The sequence below is a fragment of the Sorangium aterium genome, assembly GCF_028368935.1.
Lineage (GTDB): Bacteria > Myxococcota_A > Polyangia > Polyangiales > Polyangiaceae > Sorangium > Sorangium atrum.
On sequence record NZ_JAQNDK010000001.1, the window covers coordinates 3,687,001 to 3,702,949 of the forward strand.

The window sequence follows — 15,949 nt, forward strand, 5'->3', positions numbered from 1 at the left end:
CGCCATGTACCAGGATGACCCGCTATCGAGCCGATTTTCCATGGCAAAACTCTCGTCCGAGCTTGTCTGCCGGACCGCGGCGCGAGGGGCTTGGGCGCTCGAGCTTCCGGCGCGTCCGATCCTGGTGCTCCACCACGTGACCGAGGGGAGCTGCGTGCTGCGCGCCGGGCGAGAGGCTGTCTCGCTCTACCAGGGCGACGTGGCGCTGGTGCGACCGAACGTGGGGCACCGCGTCGACCACGGCGACGCGAGGGCGAAGCCCGTGCTCCTCGACCGGTGGCTCGAGGTCTCGCGAGAGGAGGACGGCGAGCGCGTGCTCGGCCGCGGCGCCGCCACGGCGCGCGCGCTGTGCGGCGTGTTCCGGTTCGAGCACGACGCGCTTGCCCCCTTGCTGCAGGTCCTGCCGACGGTGATCCACGCCGGCGCGCGGGCCATCGAGGCGCGGCCCTCGTTTGCCGACGCGCTGGCGCGCCTGCGGAGCGAGCTGCACGAGACGCGCCTGGGGGCGGGGCTGGCTCGCCGTCGCTGGCTCGAGCTCATCCTCATCGAGCTCGTGCGGCTGCTCGCCGACCGCGAGCCCGCGAAGCTCGCCGCGCTCGGCGCCACGCAGGACCCCGTCGTCGCCCGCGCGATCGCCGAGCTCGTGCACGACCCGGCGCGCGCGTGGGACGTCGACACCCTGGCGCGAACGGTGGGCGTCTCGCGCGCCACGCTCGCCCGGCGGTTCCTCGAGGCCACGGGCGCGCCGCCCATGGCGTACCGGGCGACGCTGCGCACCGAGCACGCGCGCCGCCTGCTTCGGGAGACGACGCTGTCGAACCAGCAGATCGCCCACGCGGTCGGGTTCGCCACGGTGCAGGCGTTTCAGCGCGCGTTTCGGCGCGAGACCGGGGCGACGCCGTCGGCTGTCCGCGCGCAGCTGCGCGCCGCGCACGGCTGAATCACCGCGCAGGAACGTCGATCAGCTCGTGACGTAGATCGAAGTAAGCGGACGTCTCGTTCGCTTGGGAATCGCCAAACCGTCAACTGCTCGCAGACCGCGGTCGGGAGGTGGCGCCGTGATGTCGTTGGCGCAGGTCGGTGGCGCCGTCGCGCTCGTCTTCGTCTCCGGCACCGGGATGCCCGTCGCCGCGGGCCGGTGAGCCACCACGGCGGCTCGGCACGACGAGCCCGACGGCACCCGCGGCCTCGGAAGCGGCCTCCGTGAGCGCTCACGACCTCGACGAGAGCGCGGCGCGCTCGTCCGCCACGCCCAGCGCGCGGGACGCCCCCTCCCGGATCCCGCGGAGCACCGCCTCGACGTCCCGCTCCGCGCCGAGGGCGAGCCCCCGGTCCGCGAGCGCGCGCGCGGCGGCCGGATCGCTCCCGGCGAGCGCCTGCTCCGCCGCGTGCAGGTAGAACTCCACCGCGAGCCGCGGCTCGCCGCCCCGCTCGAAGTGCTCGGCGAGCACCTTGGCGTCGTGCTCTCCCGCCTGCAGGAGCCACTCGGCGGCGAGCCGGTGCCCGAGCGCGCGATCGTGGTCCGGCAGCATCGCGTAGCAGCCGTCGCGGATGAGCGCGTGCCGGAACGCGTACTCCTCCTCGTCCGAGAAGCGGCTCTGCTCGCGGCGCTCGAGCAGCTCGCGCTGGAGCATCCAGGGCAGCCAGTCGACCGCGAGCGTCGACCCGCCGGCGTCGCCGAGCAGGGCGAGCGCCCCGGTCTTCCAGAACGCCTCGCCGAAGATGCTCGCCGCCCGCAGCAGCCGCCGCGCCTCCGCGGGGATGGCCTCGAGCCGCGCCTCGACCATGCCCAGGATCGTCTCCGGCAGCCTGTCCGCGCGCCCCTCCGCGACCGCCCGGATGAGCTCCTCCAGGTAGAAGGCGTTGCCGCTCGCGCGCTCGACCAGGCGCGCGACCTCGGAGGGCGGGAGCCCGTCGCCGAGGATCTGCCGCACGAGCTCCTCGGCCGCGCGGCGCGGCAGCGCGCCGAGCGTGATCTCGTGGACCTCGCTGCCCTCCCAGAGGACGGGGAAGACCTTCCGCACCTCGACGCGCGCCAGGTAGAGCACCGCGAAGGGCCGGTCGCGGAGCTCCCGGAGGACCCGCGCGATGAGCTTGAGCGACGCCGCGTCGCCCCACTGGATGTCCTCGAGCACGAGCAGGTAGGGCCCCGCCGCGCACGCCGCCTCCATGAAGTCGAGGTAGGCGAGCGGGATCTGATCCGCCATCAGGGCCGGGCTCTGCCGCGCCGCGAGGAACCTCGGATCGGCCTCGCCCGGGAACGGCGTGCCGACGATCTCGCCGAGGAACGCGGCGATCCTCGTCCTCTCGCCCGGCGTCAGCGCCTGGGCGCGGGCGACGAGCGAGAGGAGCCGCTCCCGCTGCGCCGGGGCGGGCTCGCCGCCGGTGATCCCGGCCGCGCCCCGGAGCGCGGAGCCGAGGAGCGAGAACGGCGAGCCCGCGCTCAGCGAGTCGCCGCGGCCGACCGCGACGGTGAGCTCGGGGTGCCGCTCCCGCAGGATCTCGATGAGCTCGTACCGCAGGCGAGATTTGCCGATCCCGGGCGGCCCGGTGATCAGGATGGCGCGGGGCTCGGGCCCGCCGAAGCTGTCTTCCAGGAGCTCGCGCAGGTTCCGGAGCTCCCTGTCGCGGCCGACGTAGGGGCTCGGCTTCCCGAGGAGCGTCCGCGCCGACCGGCCGACCTCGCGCTCCTGCAGCAGGAAGAACGTGCCGGAGCGCGCCGGCTCGATCTCGAACCGCGCGTCGAGCAGCGCCCGCGTCACGTCGTCGATCCACACGGGCGCGGGACTCCGCTCCGGGCGCGCGTCGCGCTCCGCGAGGGCGAGGAGCGCGGCCGCGCGGTCCATGACCGGGCCGACAGGGAGGCTGCCTGTGTGCTCGGCGCGGCCGGTCGTGAGCACGACGGAGGCCTCCGGCACAAGCTCGCCGAGCTTCAGGGCGCACCGCGCCGCGCGCGCGGCCTGCAGCGCGGCGTCGCCGACGCCGGCGATCGAGAGCACGATCGTCCCGTCGGCGAGCGCGTCCACGCGGGCCCCGAAGGGCTGCGCGCTCATGTAGAGCTTCCTCGTGAGGTCGCTCGGCTCCGCGGCGACGAGCGTGCTGGCCGCGCTGTCGCAGGGCGCAAAGCGCGGCTCCCGCGCGGCCACCAGCGAGAGCAGCCGGAGCTCGCACGCCGTGATCGCCTCGTACAGGACGGGGGGCGCGGCCAGGCCGCTCGTCGGATCGCGCTCGAGGGCGTCGAGCGCCTCGATGACGGCCGAGCCGTCGCGCGGCCGCTGCTCCGGGTCCTTCGCGAGCATGCGGGCGACGAAGTCATCGAGCTCCTGCGGCACCTCGGGCCGGAGGTTCCGCACGCGCGGCGGGTCTTCCATGAGGAGCTTCGCGAGGAGGGCCATCACGTGCTGGCCCTGGAACGCGGGCCTGCCCGTGAGGCACTCGAAGAGCACGGCGCCGAGCGAGAAGATGTCGGCCCGCGCGTCGAGGCGGTCGCGCTCGCCGGTGGCCTGCTCCGGGGCCATGTAGCCCGGGGTCCCCATCACGGAGCCGGTCTGCGTGAGCGCGCCGATGGTGCGCTTCATCCGGGCGATGCCGAAGTCGAGCACCTTGAGGCCGGCGACCTCGCCGCCGACGAGCAGCAGGTTGCTCGGCTTGACGTCGCGGTGGACGACGCCCCGCGCGTGCGCCGCCCCGAGCGCCTCGGCGGCCGCGCGGAGCAGGGCGAGGCTCTCCTCGAGATCGAGCTTCTGCCGGGCGAGGCGCTGCGCGAGGCTCTCCCCTTCGAGCCATTCCATGGCGAGGTAGGGCACCCCGTCGGGGGGTGATGCCGTGGGCCACGTGCCGGACGATCCGCGGGTGATCGAGCTCGGCGAGGATCCGCGCCTCGTGCTCGAAGCGGTGCGCGGCGCTCCGGTCGGGCTGGCCGAGGAGCTTGAGCGCGACCTGCGCCCCCGTGGCCCGGTCGACGGCGCGGTAGACCGTCCCCATCCCCCCGGAGGCCGCGACGCGCTCGAGCTGGAAGCGGCTGTCGATGACCTCTCCCGGGCGCATAAGGCGGAGGATGCACCGGCGTCGAGCCGTCTTCAACGGTCCGGCGGGCGGCGGCCATCCGGTGTGCAGCTATACGCTCGCGCGGTGCGCCAGGCAGTGAGTCGCGCTTCAGCTCTTCGGGATGCGCCACGTCACGCCGGCGCGGAAGAAGAGCACGTTCGGGATGCTCTGCCCGCCTCCGGGGATGCCGTCGTCCTCGTCGTTCATCGGCTCGTAGCGACGGAACAGGCTGTGTCCCGCCTGGGCGTTCAGCCACACCGACGCGAACGCGCGCACGCCGAGGGTCACGCCGGCGGTCGCGACCGAGTAGGCGATGTGATCGGTGCACTCCTCGGGCCGCGCCGCCCGCTCGTCCTGCTCGGTCGCCGGGTCGTCGGCCGGCTGGGCAGCGCACGGCCACGCGCCCCTCACGCGCGGGTCGCGCACGGCGTAGGCGTTCCCCGCCAGGTCCGCGCGCAGGCCGACCTCGACGCGATCCGAGAAGATGAGCTTCACGGCCGCGAAGCCCGGCAGGAAGGCCTCGACGCGGAAGAGGGGGCTCGGCGTCCAGTCGACGTACGCGGCCGGCAGCGGGAGGAACGAGCCGAAGCTGTACGACGCGAGCGCGCCGCCGCCGAGGACGAGCTTGTCCGAGAGCGTGTGGGTCACGAGCCCGAGCGCGCTGACGCGGACGAGCCCGCCGTCGACGGCCTCGAAGTCGCCCGCGAGCCCCGGCGCGACGCGCAGCGAGAGCGACCAGTCGTGGGGGAGCAGCTGGACGAACAGCACAGGGACATCGACGGCGTGGAAGGCCCGGAGCTCGTCGAAGCCGGGCGAGGTGCCGGCGTACGAGACCGCCTCGACGTGGTACGTCGCCCCCGGGATCAGGAACGTCCTCTCCCCGAGGGGGATCGGCACGTTGGCGTTGACCTCGTACGACGAGACCTGTGCCCGCACGGGGCGCGGGTCCTCGATCGCCGCGCCGGGCATGTACTGCGCGCTCAGGTCCACGAGATCGGGGAGCTGGGCCCACGCAGCGCCCGGCGCGAGGACCGCGAGGAGCGGCGCCAGGGCGAGGAGCCGCGGGGGGCGCGCGCCCCGGCGGGAGGGGCCCCCGCCTCGACGCTCGTCCGTGGCGCGCGCGGCGGCGCGATCGGCCGGCCTCATCGCGCCACCCGCTCGTCGAGCCAGTCGAACAGCCGCGCCTGGGCGAGGAGCTGGTTGCCACCCTGGCAGTGGACCTGCGACGCCGTGCCCGCGTCGAACACCATCATGTGCTTCGGGCACGTGAGCGCGCCGTAGAGGCGCTCCGACTCGCCTGGAGACGCGTCCTCCGCGCTGCCCTCCATGATCAGCGTCTCGCAGCGGATGCTCGCGACGCCATCGGCGTTGTCGTACTTGCGGAGCTCGTCGATGACCTCGTGCGGCGTCGAGACGCCGTGCTTCCATGTCACGTCGTCGAAGTACCAGCGCGCGTCGGGCAGCACAACCGAGGCGGCGTCGATGGCGCGGTCGAAGGCCGCGGGGCCGCGGCTGTGCAGCTCGAGCAGCCCGGGCATCGACGCGAAGTGGCGCAGCATCGCGTCGCGCCAGCTGACGACGCCCGGGTTGGCAACGAGGGCGCGCAGGCGGCGCTCGCGCGAGGCCGCCCGCGGCGCGAGGTAGCCGCCGAACGAGAGGCCCATCAGGACGAACCTGCCGGCGTCGAGCCGCTCGTCGCGCTCGGCGAAGTTGAGCACGCGGCCCACGGGGACCTCCCAGTCGGGCCGGAAGGGGTGTCCGTGGAGGCGCAGCGAGGCGCCCTGCCCCGGGCCGTGGAACGAGAGGACGTGGTAGCCCCGCTGGAGCGCGCCGTCGATGACCCACATGGTGTCCTCGGGCCACGCGTGGAGCCCCTGCTGCAGCACGATCGCGGGCGCGCGCGCCACCCCGGGCGCGTAATGGACGCGGCCGTGGAGCACGCCGTTCTCGTAGGGGATGTCGACCTGCCGGGAGTCGTAGCCCCGCATGCGGAGCGCCCGCCCGTGCAGGTCGAGCCCCGCGATCGTCGCCTCGACCAGGCGCGGGTCGGAGCGGTCCGCGTAGCGCATCAGCCCGGCCCGGTAGTACGCGCCCGCGCGCAGGAAGTGCGACGCGGCGCTCCGCGTATGGCCGCGGGCCTCCGCCTCCTCGCCGTAGCCCTGCACCCGCTTCGCGGTGGCCAGCCACTGGTCGAACCACGAGCGCTCGTCGCCCGGGAGGATGCGGGTGGCGGTGTCGAGCACCTCGCCGACGTCGGTCAGCCCCATCGACGCGAGGCCGAGCCAGAACACGATCTGCGCGTCCATCACCGGCTGGCCGATGAACTTGAACCGGTGCCAGACGGGCGCCGCCTGGCCCCGCCCGAGCGTGTCGTCGCCGTGGAACCGCGCGGACGCGACCTCCTGATCGACCCCGCGGCGGCCCGACGCGAACCCGAGCGCCGCCGCGCCCCCCGCGATCGCCGTGTGGGTGAGAAACCTCCGCCGATCGACCATCGGTGCACCTCCGGCGCCTGATGAAACTGATGTTTCAAACATGTGTTTCAAGAATTGACGCCCGCCAGCCGCATCGTCAAGGTATGTTTCAAACAATTGTATGAACGACCGTGACCCCCTCGCCCCTGCGGACGATCTCGATCCACGGCAGCGGCTCGTGGTCGCTGCGATCGATCAGATCGAGAAGCACGGCATCGGGCAGCTGACGGTGCGGAAGCTCGCGGCGGCGGCCGGCGTCAACATCGCCGCGGTGAACTACTATTTCCGGTCGAAGGAGGCGCTCGTCGCGGCGGCGCTCGAGGGGTCGATCCGGAACATGCTGTCGGACAGCGAGGATTTCCTCGCCCGGATGCCGGGTGATCCCCTGGAGGCGCTGAGTGGGCTGCTCGGCTACTACCTCGAGGGCGGGATGCGGTACCCGAACGTGGGCAGGGCGCTCCTGCACGACGCGTTTCACGCGGACGACTACAGCGGTCCTTTCCCGAAGCTCTTCGCGCCCGTGATGGAGCGCCTGCGCGATCTCGTCCGGGCGGCGGTGCCGGGGCTCGAGGAGCGGGCGGCGGCGCGCCGGGTGGTGGCGGCGCTCTCGGCGGTCTTCTTCCCGACGTTCTTCGCGGGGCTTTACGAGGGGCTGAGCGCGCTCGGCTCGCCGGCCGATCGCCTCGCCTACGCGCGAGAGCTGGCGCGGCAGACGCTGGCGCCCGCCGCGGTCCCGGAGCCGGCGGCGCCCGCGCCGCCCCGCGGCAGGCCGCAGAAGCGCGGGTGATCCGCGGGGGATCGCGGGCACCCGCTGGAGGGGCGGGCCTCGGCGCCGGGGGCGTCCCGGCGGCGCGGGCGAGCGCGCCGGAGATCAGCAATCGAAGAAGCGGCGAAGCCCGGGGCGGATGACCTCCTCGATGGTCTCATCGAGCAACACCCGGGCTTTCAGGCCGCTGCACAGCCCGAGCTGCTCCCCGTCCGGCGGGGCGTCGTGGGCCGGCAGGTGCGCGTGCTCGTGCTGCACGAGGTGCCGGAACGCGACGGGCAGGTAGCGCTCGATCGCTTGCCGCTCTGCCGAGGAGAGCTCCGGCGCGACCTGCTCGAGCAGGCGCCAGCCGAAGCGGGCGTGTCCGACCTCGTCGGCATAGATGCCCGTCAGCAGGTCGAGCAGCGGCCCGGGCGGCATCTCCAGCCGCTCCGCGCCGATGAGGGCCACGGCCACCGTCTCGCTCATGCAGCAGATGTGGATCACGTTGCGGAGCGCAGCGGCGCGGGGGGGCGCGTCGCGGTGCAGGGGGAACTCCGGGCGTTCCGGGACGCTCGCGGTCGCCGTCCCGCCGAGGGCCTCCACCACGGCGCCGCAAAGGATCCCGTGACGGCGCTCCTCGTCGGCGAAGCCCCGGCATGTGTCGGCGAGCTCCGGCGGGAAGCCCGCCCCGGCGAGCTGGCTTGCGAGCGCCTCGAACACGGCCGACGACGCGTGCTCGTTCACCATCCGCGCGTGCCAGGTGCCGATCGCCGACGGGAACAGCGCCGCGGGGTACCCGCTCACGTCGAAGGCACGCGCGCGCGCCTCGCCGCGAAGATCGAGGGTCGCGGCGTTCATGCGACCTCCGACAGGGCATCATAGGCGTCGAGCGCCGGCGGGACCGGGGGGCCCCAGGGCGTGCAGTACTTCTCATTGTAGAGCTCCGCCTCGGGAGCGACCACGTCGCCGAAACAGCAGACCTGCCGGACGGGCTCGGCCTCTCTGTAGGAGATCGCGTCGGCGCCCACGCCCACGATCAGCGCCGTGCAGCAGTTCACGAAGGAGGTGTCTCCGGCGAGGGCCGCCCGCTGCTCCTCGGAGATCCCCGTCCCGGGGGCGGGCACGCGCTGCGCGGTGTAGTCGAGGCAGCAGTCGAGCTCCGCGCGAGGGCGAGCCTCCGTGTCGTCGAGGTTCACCTGCTCGGCGCACGCGAGCCCGGCCGGAGCAGGCGGAGAGCCCCCGGAGCCGCCCGCGCCCCCCGCGCCCCCCTCATCGGGCGTCGGAACGACCCCACTCCCCATCGACGCTCCCCCACCGACTCCGGTCGTCGCACCGACTCCGGTCGTCGCACCGACTCCGGTCGTCGCACCGACTCCGGCCGTCGCACCGCCGCCGGCGGGCGGCGGGGCGTCCGGCACTTCCGCCGGGATCTCCTCGTCGGGATCCAGCGGTGACGACTGCCCACCAGAGACGTAACGTCCGTTGCAGCCCGCCAGGGCGCCACAGGCCAGCGCTCCCAGCGCGACCCTTGCTGCTGCACGCAATGCTGCCCGCCTCGTCTCCTCACGCATAAGTTCTCCTCCAGTAAAATAGGTCGTTTGCCGCAGGGCGCGGCGCGAGCCGAGCTCTCGGCCCATGTGCACCAGTGTAGGCGCGCAGCACAGCGAAGAGAATCTGCATTTTCGGCACATCATTGAACTGAAATTTAGAACAATGGCGCCGCCGGTTCCCATGGCCGGACCCCGGCACGAAGAGCGGAAGCGGTCACTCGACCGGTCCGCAGGCGATCGCCTTCATCCTCGCCCGCGTCTGCTCGGCGGTCACCGAGCGCGGGCTGGCGTTCCCCCAGCGCTCGATCACGCTCGCGTAGGCCTCGCACGCGCCGGAGATCTCGCCCATCTGCTCGAGGGCCTGACCGAGAAACCAGAACGAGCGGACGTACCTTACGGGCCAGCCCAGCATATCGCACGTCGTGACCGCCTTGCGAAGCGTGGGGATCGCATGGAGAGGCATGCCCGCGAGGTAAAAGACCGCGCCGACATCCGCCTGGACCTCTTGCCCGACTTGATTGCTCATCAGCGCGGTCAGCGGCAGCACGGGGACGGCCTCCGCCGCCTCCTCGGGGTGCTCGATCCACCGCGCGTAGGCCTGCACCACGGCGGAGCGCGCAGGGTCGGCCGCCCCCTGCACGCTCGACCGCGACAGGAGCTCGTCCACCTTCTCCTGGAACTCGGCCCTGGCGATGAGGCCGGCATGCAGCATGACCCGCAAGAGGTCCGGCGAGCCACCGGCGCAGGCGCTGTAATTGTCAAGACACGTCTTGGCGATGTCCGCTGCCTCGCGCCTGCGATCGGTCTCGAGGCAGACATCGATGAGCGCGCGGACGACATCGGCGTGCCCCCTGGACTCCGCGCTGATGTACATGCGCGCCTGCCGTAGCTGTTCCTCGGCCTGCGAGAAATTGCCCTGGATCGCGTTCAGGTTCGACTCGTCGAGCAGCGCGGTATAGCGCCGCTCCTTGTGCGGCAGCGAGACCCGGCTCTGCCGCATCGCCTCGCGGACCGCGTCGAGAGAGCGCCCTTGCGCATAGCTCGACCACGCAAGCCTGCGAAAGAGCAGCCGGCCCCTTCCGCTCGTCGTGGGCCGCGTGAGCCACAGGTCCTCCTCGACGTCCGCGCAGCGTCCGAGCGCGCTGTGGTGCTCGCTCCGGATCTCGTAACAGCTGGCCGCGGTGGGCGAAATCGCGAGGCACCGGTCGATGGCGGCAGTGGCGTCGTTGAAGCTCCCGAGCTGCCACAACGACTGCGCCAGCGTGGCCCATCCCTGCGCGTACTCGGGGTCGATGCCGATGACCCGCCTCGCCGCAGCGACGCTGGTATGGACGTCCGATCGCAGCGCGCAACGCGCGAGGAGGGCCAACATCTCCGCGTCGCGATCATACGGGTGCTGCGCCGTGAGCGCGGTCAGCCGCTCCGCGCAGCGCGCCGTATCCGCGGGGTCGCGGCCGAGCGCGGGCTCCATGGCCGCAAGGAGCGCTCGATCGCGGGGGTCGAGCGCGGCGCTCAGCTCCTCTGCGCGCTGATAGTGTTCCCGAGCTTCGGCGGGCTCCGGCGCGTAGATCGCGAGGCGAAGGTGCGCCTCGGCAGAGGAGTTATCGACGGAGATCGCCTGCCGCAGGCCGTCCACCGCCTTGCCCTCGTTGGCATCGCGAGCGGCCTTCAGCGCGGCGCTGTACAGGGCGAGCGCCGTAGTGATGGAGCGCGGCCCGGGAACGGTGGTCGCCCCGACCGGACGAGGCCCTCCGCGCAGCGCGAGCGCCCCAGCGATGACGGCCGCGAGCGCCATGGCGAGGCCGATCTTCCAGGCCGCCGCCCGCAAGCCGAGGCGTCTTCCGGTCGAGCGGAGCTCATCGCGACGCGCCGCGGCGCCGAGGCGCTCGGTCGCGGCCAGGGGGTCCACCACGTCCCCATCCGCCGCCTCGCCGCCCGGCGCCCTGGGCGGCTCGGAGAGGCCCAATGCGGGCGGCTCCGGCACGCCGAAGCTCGGCGCCGCGCCCTGCGCGAACGGCGCGAGCGCGCGAGCGACCTCGCTCAGGTCGGAGAGCCGAGCCTGGCGGTCCGTCGACAGCAACCGGCCAACCACCCTGGCGAGCTCCCGGGGCACGTCGGGCGCGACCTTCTCGAGCGGGGGAATCGCGCCTGTCACGATGATCTTGAACACCTGGCCGACGTTGTCGGCCCGGGTCGGGAGCACGCCCGAGAGGCATTCGTAAAGAATGAGGCCGAGCGACCAGTTGTCGGTACGGTGATCGATCTGTCGGTCTCCGAACGTCTGCTCCGGCGACATGTAGCAGGGCGTACCAAGCCTCGTCCCGCTCTCGGTGAGCCCCGTTGTCTGGGCGTCCTGTCCGCTCGTGGCCATCAGCTTCGCGATGCCGAAGTCGAGGACCTTGACCCGCTCGCTCGAGCCGTCGACAAGGAAGATGTTCTCCGGCTTCAGGTCGCGGTGGACGATGCCCAGCGCGTGCGCCGTCCCGACGGCGGAGATGACCGGCAGGAAGATGGAGGCTACCTCGCCGAGGGGCAGCCTCGGCTCGCGACGCAGCCTGCTTGCGAGCGACTCGCCGGACAGGAGCTCCATGACCATCACGGGCGCCCCGCTCTCGATCTCGACGTCGTGAACCTCGACGACGTTGGGGTGGCGGACGCTGCTCGCGAGCTTCGCCTCGCGCAGCAGGCGCCTGCCCACCGCGCCGCGCACGGCCCCGCCCTTCACGAACTTGAGCGCGAACGGCTTGCCAGTCAGCGTGTGGCTCGCGGCCCAGATCACGCCCATGCCCCCTTCACCGAGCAGCCGATCGAGCCGGTACCGGCCGGCGACGACGGCGCCTGGACGCCACTGCCGTGCGCGCTCGTCGCCTTCGCGCTCGTCGCCCTCACCCGGCGGAGAGCCCTCACGCGGCGGAGAGTCTTTTCCCGCAGCGGGTTGGGTCGCCTCGAGGCCCTGCGTCAGGTCCGCTCTCGATGCGATACGCATGGCAGCCTACGCTACCCGACCGCCCCCCCCTGTCCAGATCGGAAACGAACGCGCCCGACGTGCTGTCAGCCCAACAGGAAGGCGGTAAAGCGAGGACACGTTTGCAAGTGCAAGGCTCTTCCCGCATCCCTGCAAATATCTTTGGGCGACGAACAGCACCACAATGCGCCCGACGGCCAATCGCCCCCGCCCTTCTTGTTCAATTTGCCCGCTGAAAAGGGCTGCACGTGAGGCAATTTCTCAGTCTCGCCACAGCTCATCGCGTATGCGTCCCGATCCATCCGCTCGCTCGACGGCTGCCGAGCCATAACGCCGTGGCCCCAAGGACATCGTCTCACCAGATAGGGCGGTCGAGCAAAGAGACGCAGCGCTCGCTGAAGCTCAGTATCCCGGCTCGCGGTCCCTGGATCGGTACGCCCCAGGCGGGACCCCGACCTCCCGGCGAAACGCGACGTTGAAGGCCGCCTCGTCCTGGTAACCCACGGACGACGCCACCTCGGCGAGCGCGAGCCCGGGGCGCTCTCGCAGCGTCTCCTTCGCCAGCTCCATGCGCCAGCGCGTCAGGTGGCGGAGGGGGCCCTCTCCCACGTGCTCGCGGAAGGCGAGGGCGAAGCCCGAGCGGCTCATGCCGGCCTCCCGCGCGAGCGAGGCCACGGTCCACGCGCGGGCCGGGGCCTGGTAGAGCGCGTCCAGGGCGCGGGCGACGCGCTCGTCCGCGAGCGCCGCGCGGAAGGAGCCAGGAGGCGCGGGGCGCTCGAGCTCCGCGCGGATGGCCTGCAGGAGGAGCAGCTCCGCGAAGCGAGCGGCCATGACCGGCGCGCCCGGCCGCCGGCCGCGCACCTCGTCGCGGATGCCGTCCAGGAGCCGGCCGAGGCCGGGCACCGGCTCACCCGCCCCGCCGTCGAGGAGGACCACGGAGGGCAGCGCGCGGAGCAGCAGCGAACGCCCGGCGCCTATGACGTGCATGGCAGCGCAGAGCACCACCGTCCTCGCGCCGTCGCCGCCCAGCCGGCGCCGCACCGACTGCACGCCCGGCCGAGGAGGCGAGAGCCAGCGCTCCTCGTCGACGACGGCTGCCCCCGGCCGGTGCCTCAGGCAATGCGGGACGCCGTGGGGCAAGAGCAGCAGATCGCCCTGGCCGACGCGGATCTCTCGGCCGTCGAGCTCCAGCCACATCTCGCCTTCGAGGAGGTGGTGGAGAAGGACGATCTCCCGGGGGCCGATACGGGCCCCCCACGGCGCGCCGAGCTCGACGCGGCCGAAGAGGCTGGTCTCGATGCGCACGTGGCGGAGCAGCGCTGTCAGGACATCGGGCATTGGACGATCACAAAAGAGCGCTGGACCCTATCACATGGAGGGTCCCCCGGTCCGTCGCCATGGTTCAGCCACCGATTCACGAGGAGGCAACCATGGACGTTTTCATCACCGGCGCGAGCGGCTTCATCGGATCTGCGGTCGCCCGCGCCCTGGTCGCGCGCGGGCACCGGGTGCGCGGGCTCGCGCGGAGCGACGCGTCGGCAGCGAAGGTGCGCGCCGCCGGCGCGGAGCCGATCCTGGGGGATCTGTCGCAGGTCGACGTGCTCGCGCGCGCGGCGGCGGCCGGCGACGGGGTGGTGCACACCGCGGCGACGACAGGAGAGGATCGCCCGACCACGGACGAGGCGGCGGTCACGGCGATGCTCTCGGCCATGAGCGGCGGCGTCTTCATCACGACGACCGGAGCGCCGCGCGCGCGCTCGTCGCGGGTGCCCGTGCCGGAGGACGAGAGCGTCAACCCCGGCGGAGCGCTCGAGTGGCTCGTGGCGGCCGAGTCGCGCGTGCTCGGCGCGGCGGGCGTCCGCGGCCTGGTCGTGCGGCCGCCCATCGTCTATGGCGACGGCGGAGGTCCGGTGGCGGGCCTGGTGTATGGCGCGCGCGCCGCGGGGGTGGCGCGTTGTATCGACGATGGCGAGAACCGCTGGTCCACCGTCCACGTGCGGGATCTGGCGGTGGCCTACGCGATGCTGCTGGAGTCGGACGCGAGGGGCGTATTCCACGCCGCCGAGGCGTCGCCCGAGCCCATGGCGGCGCTCTTCGCGGCCATAGGCGACGCCGCCGGGGTCCCCGTGGGCTCGTGGAGCCTCGCGGAGGCCCTCGCAGCGCACGGCCCCCTCGCCGGCTTCCTGGCCATGGACGCCGCCCTCGATGCGACAAGGCTGCGCGGCCTGGGCTGGTCGCCGGAGGTCGGAGAGGCGCTCGGAGGCGTCTGCGGCGCCCTGCGCGACCCAGCGCAGGGGTATCGGACACCCCGAGCCGCGCCGCAGGTGCCGTGAGGGCGACATGAGGAGAGGCCCGCCCTGAAGCATCCTCTCGACTTTTTGAAAATTCACAGGGAGACGGGGAGTTGAACTCCGATGAATCTCCCCGCCTCCCTGTTCAATTTCTCTTTGTCAGGTGTGCTCCCAAAGCCGCACAGCCATCGCTGCCTCACGGCGCAGCGCCGTCGCGCGCGGCGCTCGCCGCCGGCGCCTCCCCTCCTCGCCTCCTGTCGAGGGCGAGCAGACAGAGATAAGAAAAGGCACAAACAACGACGCTCCCAAACACGAGCATCGGCAGCGAGTAGGCCAGCCTCTCCAGGCCCACCCCCTCGATCAGCTTTCCGGTGAGGGCCGGGAGGACCATGCCGCCGAGGCTGTCGCCGACCAGCACGAGCCCGGTCACGAACGCCGTCATGGGCACGATCTGCCCCGCGAGCGTGAAGCCGCTGGGCCAGAGCGGCGCCATGAAGAGCCCGAGGCCGAGCGCGACACCCCACAGGAGCGCGCTCGTGGGCGGCAGGAGCAGCATCATCGCGGACAGCACGAGACAGCCGCCCAGCCCCACGGGGATGACCTGCCGTGGCGTGAAGCGGATCGCCACCGGGATCGAGAGCAGCCTCCCGATCGTGAACGAGAGCCAGAACCCCGAGGTGAGGTACGCGGCCCCGGTCGCCGAGACGACGCCCAGCGTGAGGGAATAGGTGTAGATCCAGCTCCCGAACGAGATCTCCCCGCCGACGTAGGCGAACAGGTACAGCACCGCGACGAGCACCGGGAGGAGGTGCAGCGAGCGACCCGCGCCCTTCGCCGCGGCGTCCTTCCCGTCCTTTTCCCGGGGTTCGGGGCAGTGTCGCATCGAGAGCACGCCCAGGGCGACGAGGGCCGAGAAGGCGGCCACGGCCCAGTACGCCGCGTGGTAACCGCCCCAGGCGCCCGGGACGCGCGCGACGAGGAGCGGCGACACGAACGCGCCCAGCCCGAAGCAGAAGTGAAGCCCGTTCATGTACGGACTGACCTTCTCCCCGTGCGTCCAGAGGAGCAGCGCGTTCGCGCCCGTGTTGACAAACCCCTCCGCGAGACCCCGGCAGAACGCCAGGACCACGAGCAGCCATAACCACGGGACGGCCGGGATGATAGCGAGGCACGCTGCAGCGAGCAGGTGCGCTCCCCCGAGCAGGGTGTGCCCGTGCACGCGATCGAACAGCTTGCCTCCCCAGAGCGTACCGAGCGTGTAACCAACCCCCCCGCCGAGGAACAGCGAGCCCATGTCCCCGACGCTCGATCCCGTCTGCCGCGCCAGGTCCGGCAGGGTCGGCCCGGTGATCGCCGTGATGAGGCCCAGACAGATGAAGAGCCCGTAGTAGCCGGCCGTCTGGCGCAGCGCCCGGTCGCTCCACCGGCTCGAGACCGGACGCTCCTCCACGGCTGCAGTGCTCATCGCTTCACTCCTTTTGCCCCATGCAGGGGATCGTGTGCCGGCCCCGGCGCGGCCGGGCATCCGGGGGGATCGTCGGCGCGCGAGGCGCTGGCCGCGCGCTCGCGCTCGTGCTCGATGCGCCACGACTCGAAGGCCAGCGCCTGGAGCGCGGAGAGGACGAGGACGGAGACATCGGTGTTGACGTAGAGCCAGATGAACCCGAGCCCCAGGCCGCGCACGAGCAGGGCCACCGCCGTACCGACGGCGACGTTGCCGCCCCAGAACAGGAGGCACACGCCCACGCAGCGGATCGCGCGCCGGAGCGCAGGCGGGAGGAGCCCGGCGCGCATCCCCCGGCGGCGCCCCGCCGCATAGACCACGCAGGACGTGGCGGCGACGACGCCAAGGATGTAGAGCGCGTCCGACACCG

At 72.6% G+C, this 15,949-nt stretch carries 12 protein-coding genes; 3 read left to right on the plus strand and 9 right to left on the minus strand.

The annotated features are described in order from the left end of the window. The first annotated feature begins 4 nt into the window (after positions 1 to 4). Positions 5 to 940, plus strand: a complete 936-nt coding sequence (locus POL72_RS13645; protein ID WP_272095624.1) for an AraC family transcriptional regulator — start codon at positions 5 to 7, stop codon at positions 938 to 940. A gap of 271 nt (positions 941 to 1,211) precedes the next feature. On the opposite strand, the gene POL72_RS13650 is transcribed toward POL72_RS13645, so the two are convergent. The 3 genes from POL72_RS13650 to POL72_RS13660 form a co-directional block, all read right to left on the minus strand. Beyond that, complete coding sequence (locus POL72_RS13650) at positions 1,212 to 3,791, minus strand: serine/threonine-protein kinase (RefSeq protein ID WP_272095625.1); 2,580 nt, start codon at positions 3,789 to 3,791, stop codon at positions 1,212 to 1,214. A gap of 364 nt (positions 3,792 to 4,155) precedes the next feature. After that, entirely contained in the window at positions 4,156 to 5,193 is a 1,038-nt protein-coding gene (locus POL72_RS13655) for a DUF6268 family outer membrane beta-barrel protein (RefSeq protein ID WP_272095626.1), read from the minus strand. Continuing rightward, positions 5,190 to 6,542, minus strand: coding sequence for an alpha/beta hydrolase family protein (locus POL72_RS13660; protein WP_272095627.1), 1,353 nt, complete (start codon positions 6,540 to 6,542; stop codon positions 5,190 to 5,192). Before POL72_RS13660 ends, POL72_RS13655 begins: the two co-directional genes overlap by 4 nt. A 100-nt stretch (positions 6,543 to 6,642) precedes the next feature. Between POL72_RS13660 and POL72_RS13665 the strand changes: the two genes are divergently transcribed. Next, on the plus strand, positions 6,643 to 7,308 hold the full coding sequence (locus POL72_RS13665) for a TetR/AcrR family transcriptional regulator (RefSeq protein ID WP_272095628.1): 666 nt from the start codon (positions 6,643 to 6,645) through the stop codon (positions 7,306 to 7,308). 84 nt (positions 7,309 to 7,392) lie between these two features. Here POL72_RS13665 and POL72_RS13670 read toward each other — a convergent pair whose 3' ends face one another. The 4 genes from POL72_RS13670 to POL72_RS13685 all read right to left on the minus strand — a co-directional run bounded on the left by POL72_RS13670 (position 7,393) and on the right by POL72_RS13685 (position 13,122). After that, positions 7,393 to 8,127 (minus strand): ferritin family protein, encoded by a 735-nt coding sequence (locus POL72_RS13670; protein WP_272095629.1) that lies wholly within the window; start codon positions 8,125 to 8,127, stop codon positions 7,393 to 7,395. After that, entirely contained in the window at positions 8,124 to 8,570 is a 447-nt protein-coding gene (locus tag POL72_RS13675) for a hypothetical protein (protein WP_272095630.1), read from the minus strand. The genes POL72_RS13670 and POL72_RS13675 overlap by 4 nt, the downstream gene beginning before the upstream one ends. Positions 8,571 to 9,033: 463 nt before the next feature. Further along, complete coding sequence (locus tag POL72_RS13680) at positions 9,034 to 11,805, minus strand: serine/threonine-protein kinase (protein WP_272095631.1); 2,772 nt, start codon at positions 11,803 to 11,805, stop codon at positions 9,034 to 9,036. 381 nt (positions 11,806 to 12,186) lie between these two features. Continuing rightward, positions 12,187 to 13,122, minus strand: coding sequence for an AraC family transcriptional regulator (locus POL72_RS13685; RefSeq protein WP_272095632.1), 936 nt, complete (start codon positions 13,120 to 13,122; stop codon positions 12,187 to 12,189). A gap of 92 nt (positions 13,123 to 13,214) precedes the next feature. Between POL72_RS13685 and POL72_RS13690 the strand changes: the two genes are divergently transcribed. After that, on the plus strand, positions 13,215 to 14,117 hold the full coding sequence (locus POL72_RS13690) for an NAD-dependent epimerase/dehydratase family protein (RefSeq protein WP_272095633.1): 903 nt from the start codon (positions 13,215 to 13,217) through the stop codon (positions 14,115 to 14,117). Positions 14,118 to 14,271: 154 nt separating this feature from the next. Here the strand turns inward: POL72_RS13690 and POL72_RS13695 are convergent, their stop codons facing one another. Both POL72_RS13695 and POL72_RS13700 read right to left on the minus strand, forming a co-directional pair. Further along, entirely contained in the window at positions 14,272 to 15,540 is a 1,269-nt protein-coding gene (locus tag POL72_RS13695) for an MFS transporter (protein ID WP_272095634.1), read from the minus strand. After that, positions 15,537 to 15,947 carry a hypothetical protein gene (locus POL72_RS13700; protein ID WP_272095635.1) on the minus strand — a complete coding sequence of 137 codons (411 nt, stop codon included), beginning with the start codon at positions 15,945 to 15,947 and terminating at the stop codon, positions 15,537 to 15,539. The genes POL72_RS13695 and POL72_RS13700 overlap by 4 nt, the downstream gene beginning before the upstream one ends. Positions 15,948 to 15,949 lie beyond the last annotated feature (2 nt).

Bases quoted from the DNA above. Each gene is read 5' to 3' on its own strand.
- POL72_RS13650 (WP_272095625.1), bottom strand. From the start codon at position 3,791: ATGGAATGGCTCGAAGGGGAGAGCCTCGCGCAGCGCCTCGCCCGGCAG.
- POL72_RS13670 (WP_272095629.1), bottom strand. From the start codon at position 8,127: ATGAACGCCGCGACCCTCGATCTTCGCGGCGAGGCGCGCGCGCGTGCC.
- POL72_RS13680 (WP_272095631.1), bottom strand. From the start codon at position 11,805: ATGCGTATCGCATCGAGAGCGGACCTGACGCAGGGCCTCGAGGCGACC.
- POL72_RS13695 (WP_272095634.1), bottom strand. From the start codon at position 15,540: ATGAGCACTGCAGCCGTGGAGGAGCGTCCGGTCTCGAGCCGGTGGAGC.
- POL72_RS13685 (WP_272095632.1), bottom strand. From the start codon at position 13,122: ATGCCCGATGTCCTGACAGCGCTGCTCCGCCACGTGCGCATCGAGACC.
- POL72_RS13645 (WP_272095624.1), top strand. From the start codon at position 5: ATGTACCAGGATGACCCGCTATCGAGCCGATTTTCCATGGCAAAACTC.
- POL72_RS13690 (WP_272095633.1), top strand. From the start codon at position 13,215: ATGGACGTTTTCATCACCGGCGCGAGCGGCTTCATCGGATCTGCGGTC.
- POL72_RS13655 (WP_272095626.1), bottom strand. From the start codon at position 5,193: ATGAGGCCGGCCGATCGCGCCGCCGCGCGCGCCACGGACGAGCGTCGA.
- POL72_RS13675 (WP_272095630.1), bottom strand. From the start codon at position 8,570: ATGGGGAGTGGGGTCGTTCCGACGCCCGATGAGGGGGGCGCGGGGGGC.
- POL72_RS13665 (WP_272095628.1), top strand. From the start codon at position 6,643: ATGAACGACCGTGACCCCCTCGCCCCTGCGGACGATCTCGATCCACGG.
- POL72_RS13660 (WP_272095627.1), bottom strand. From the start codon at position 6,542: ATGGTCGATCGGCGGAGGTTTCTCACCCACACGGCGATCGCGGGGGGC.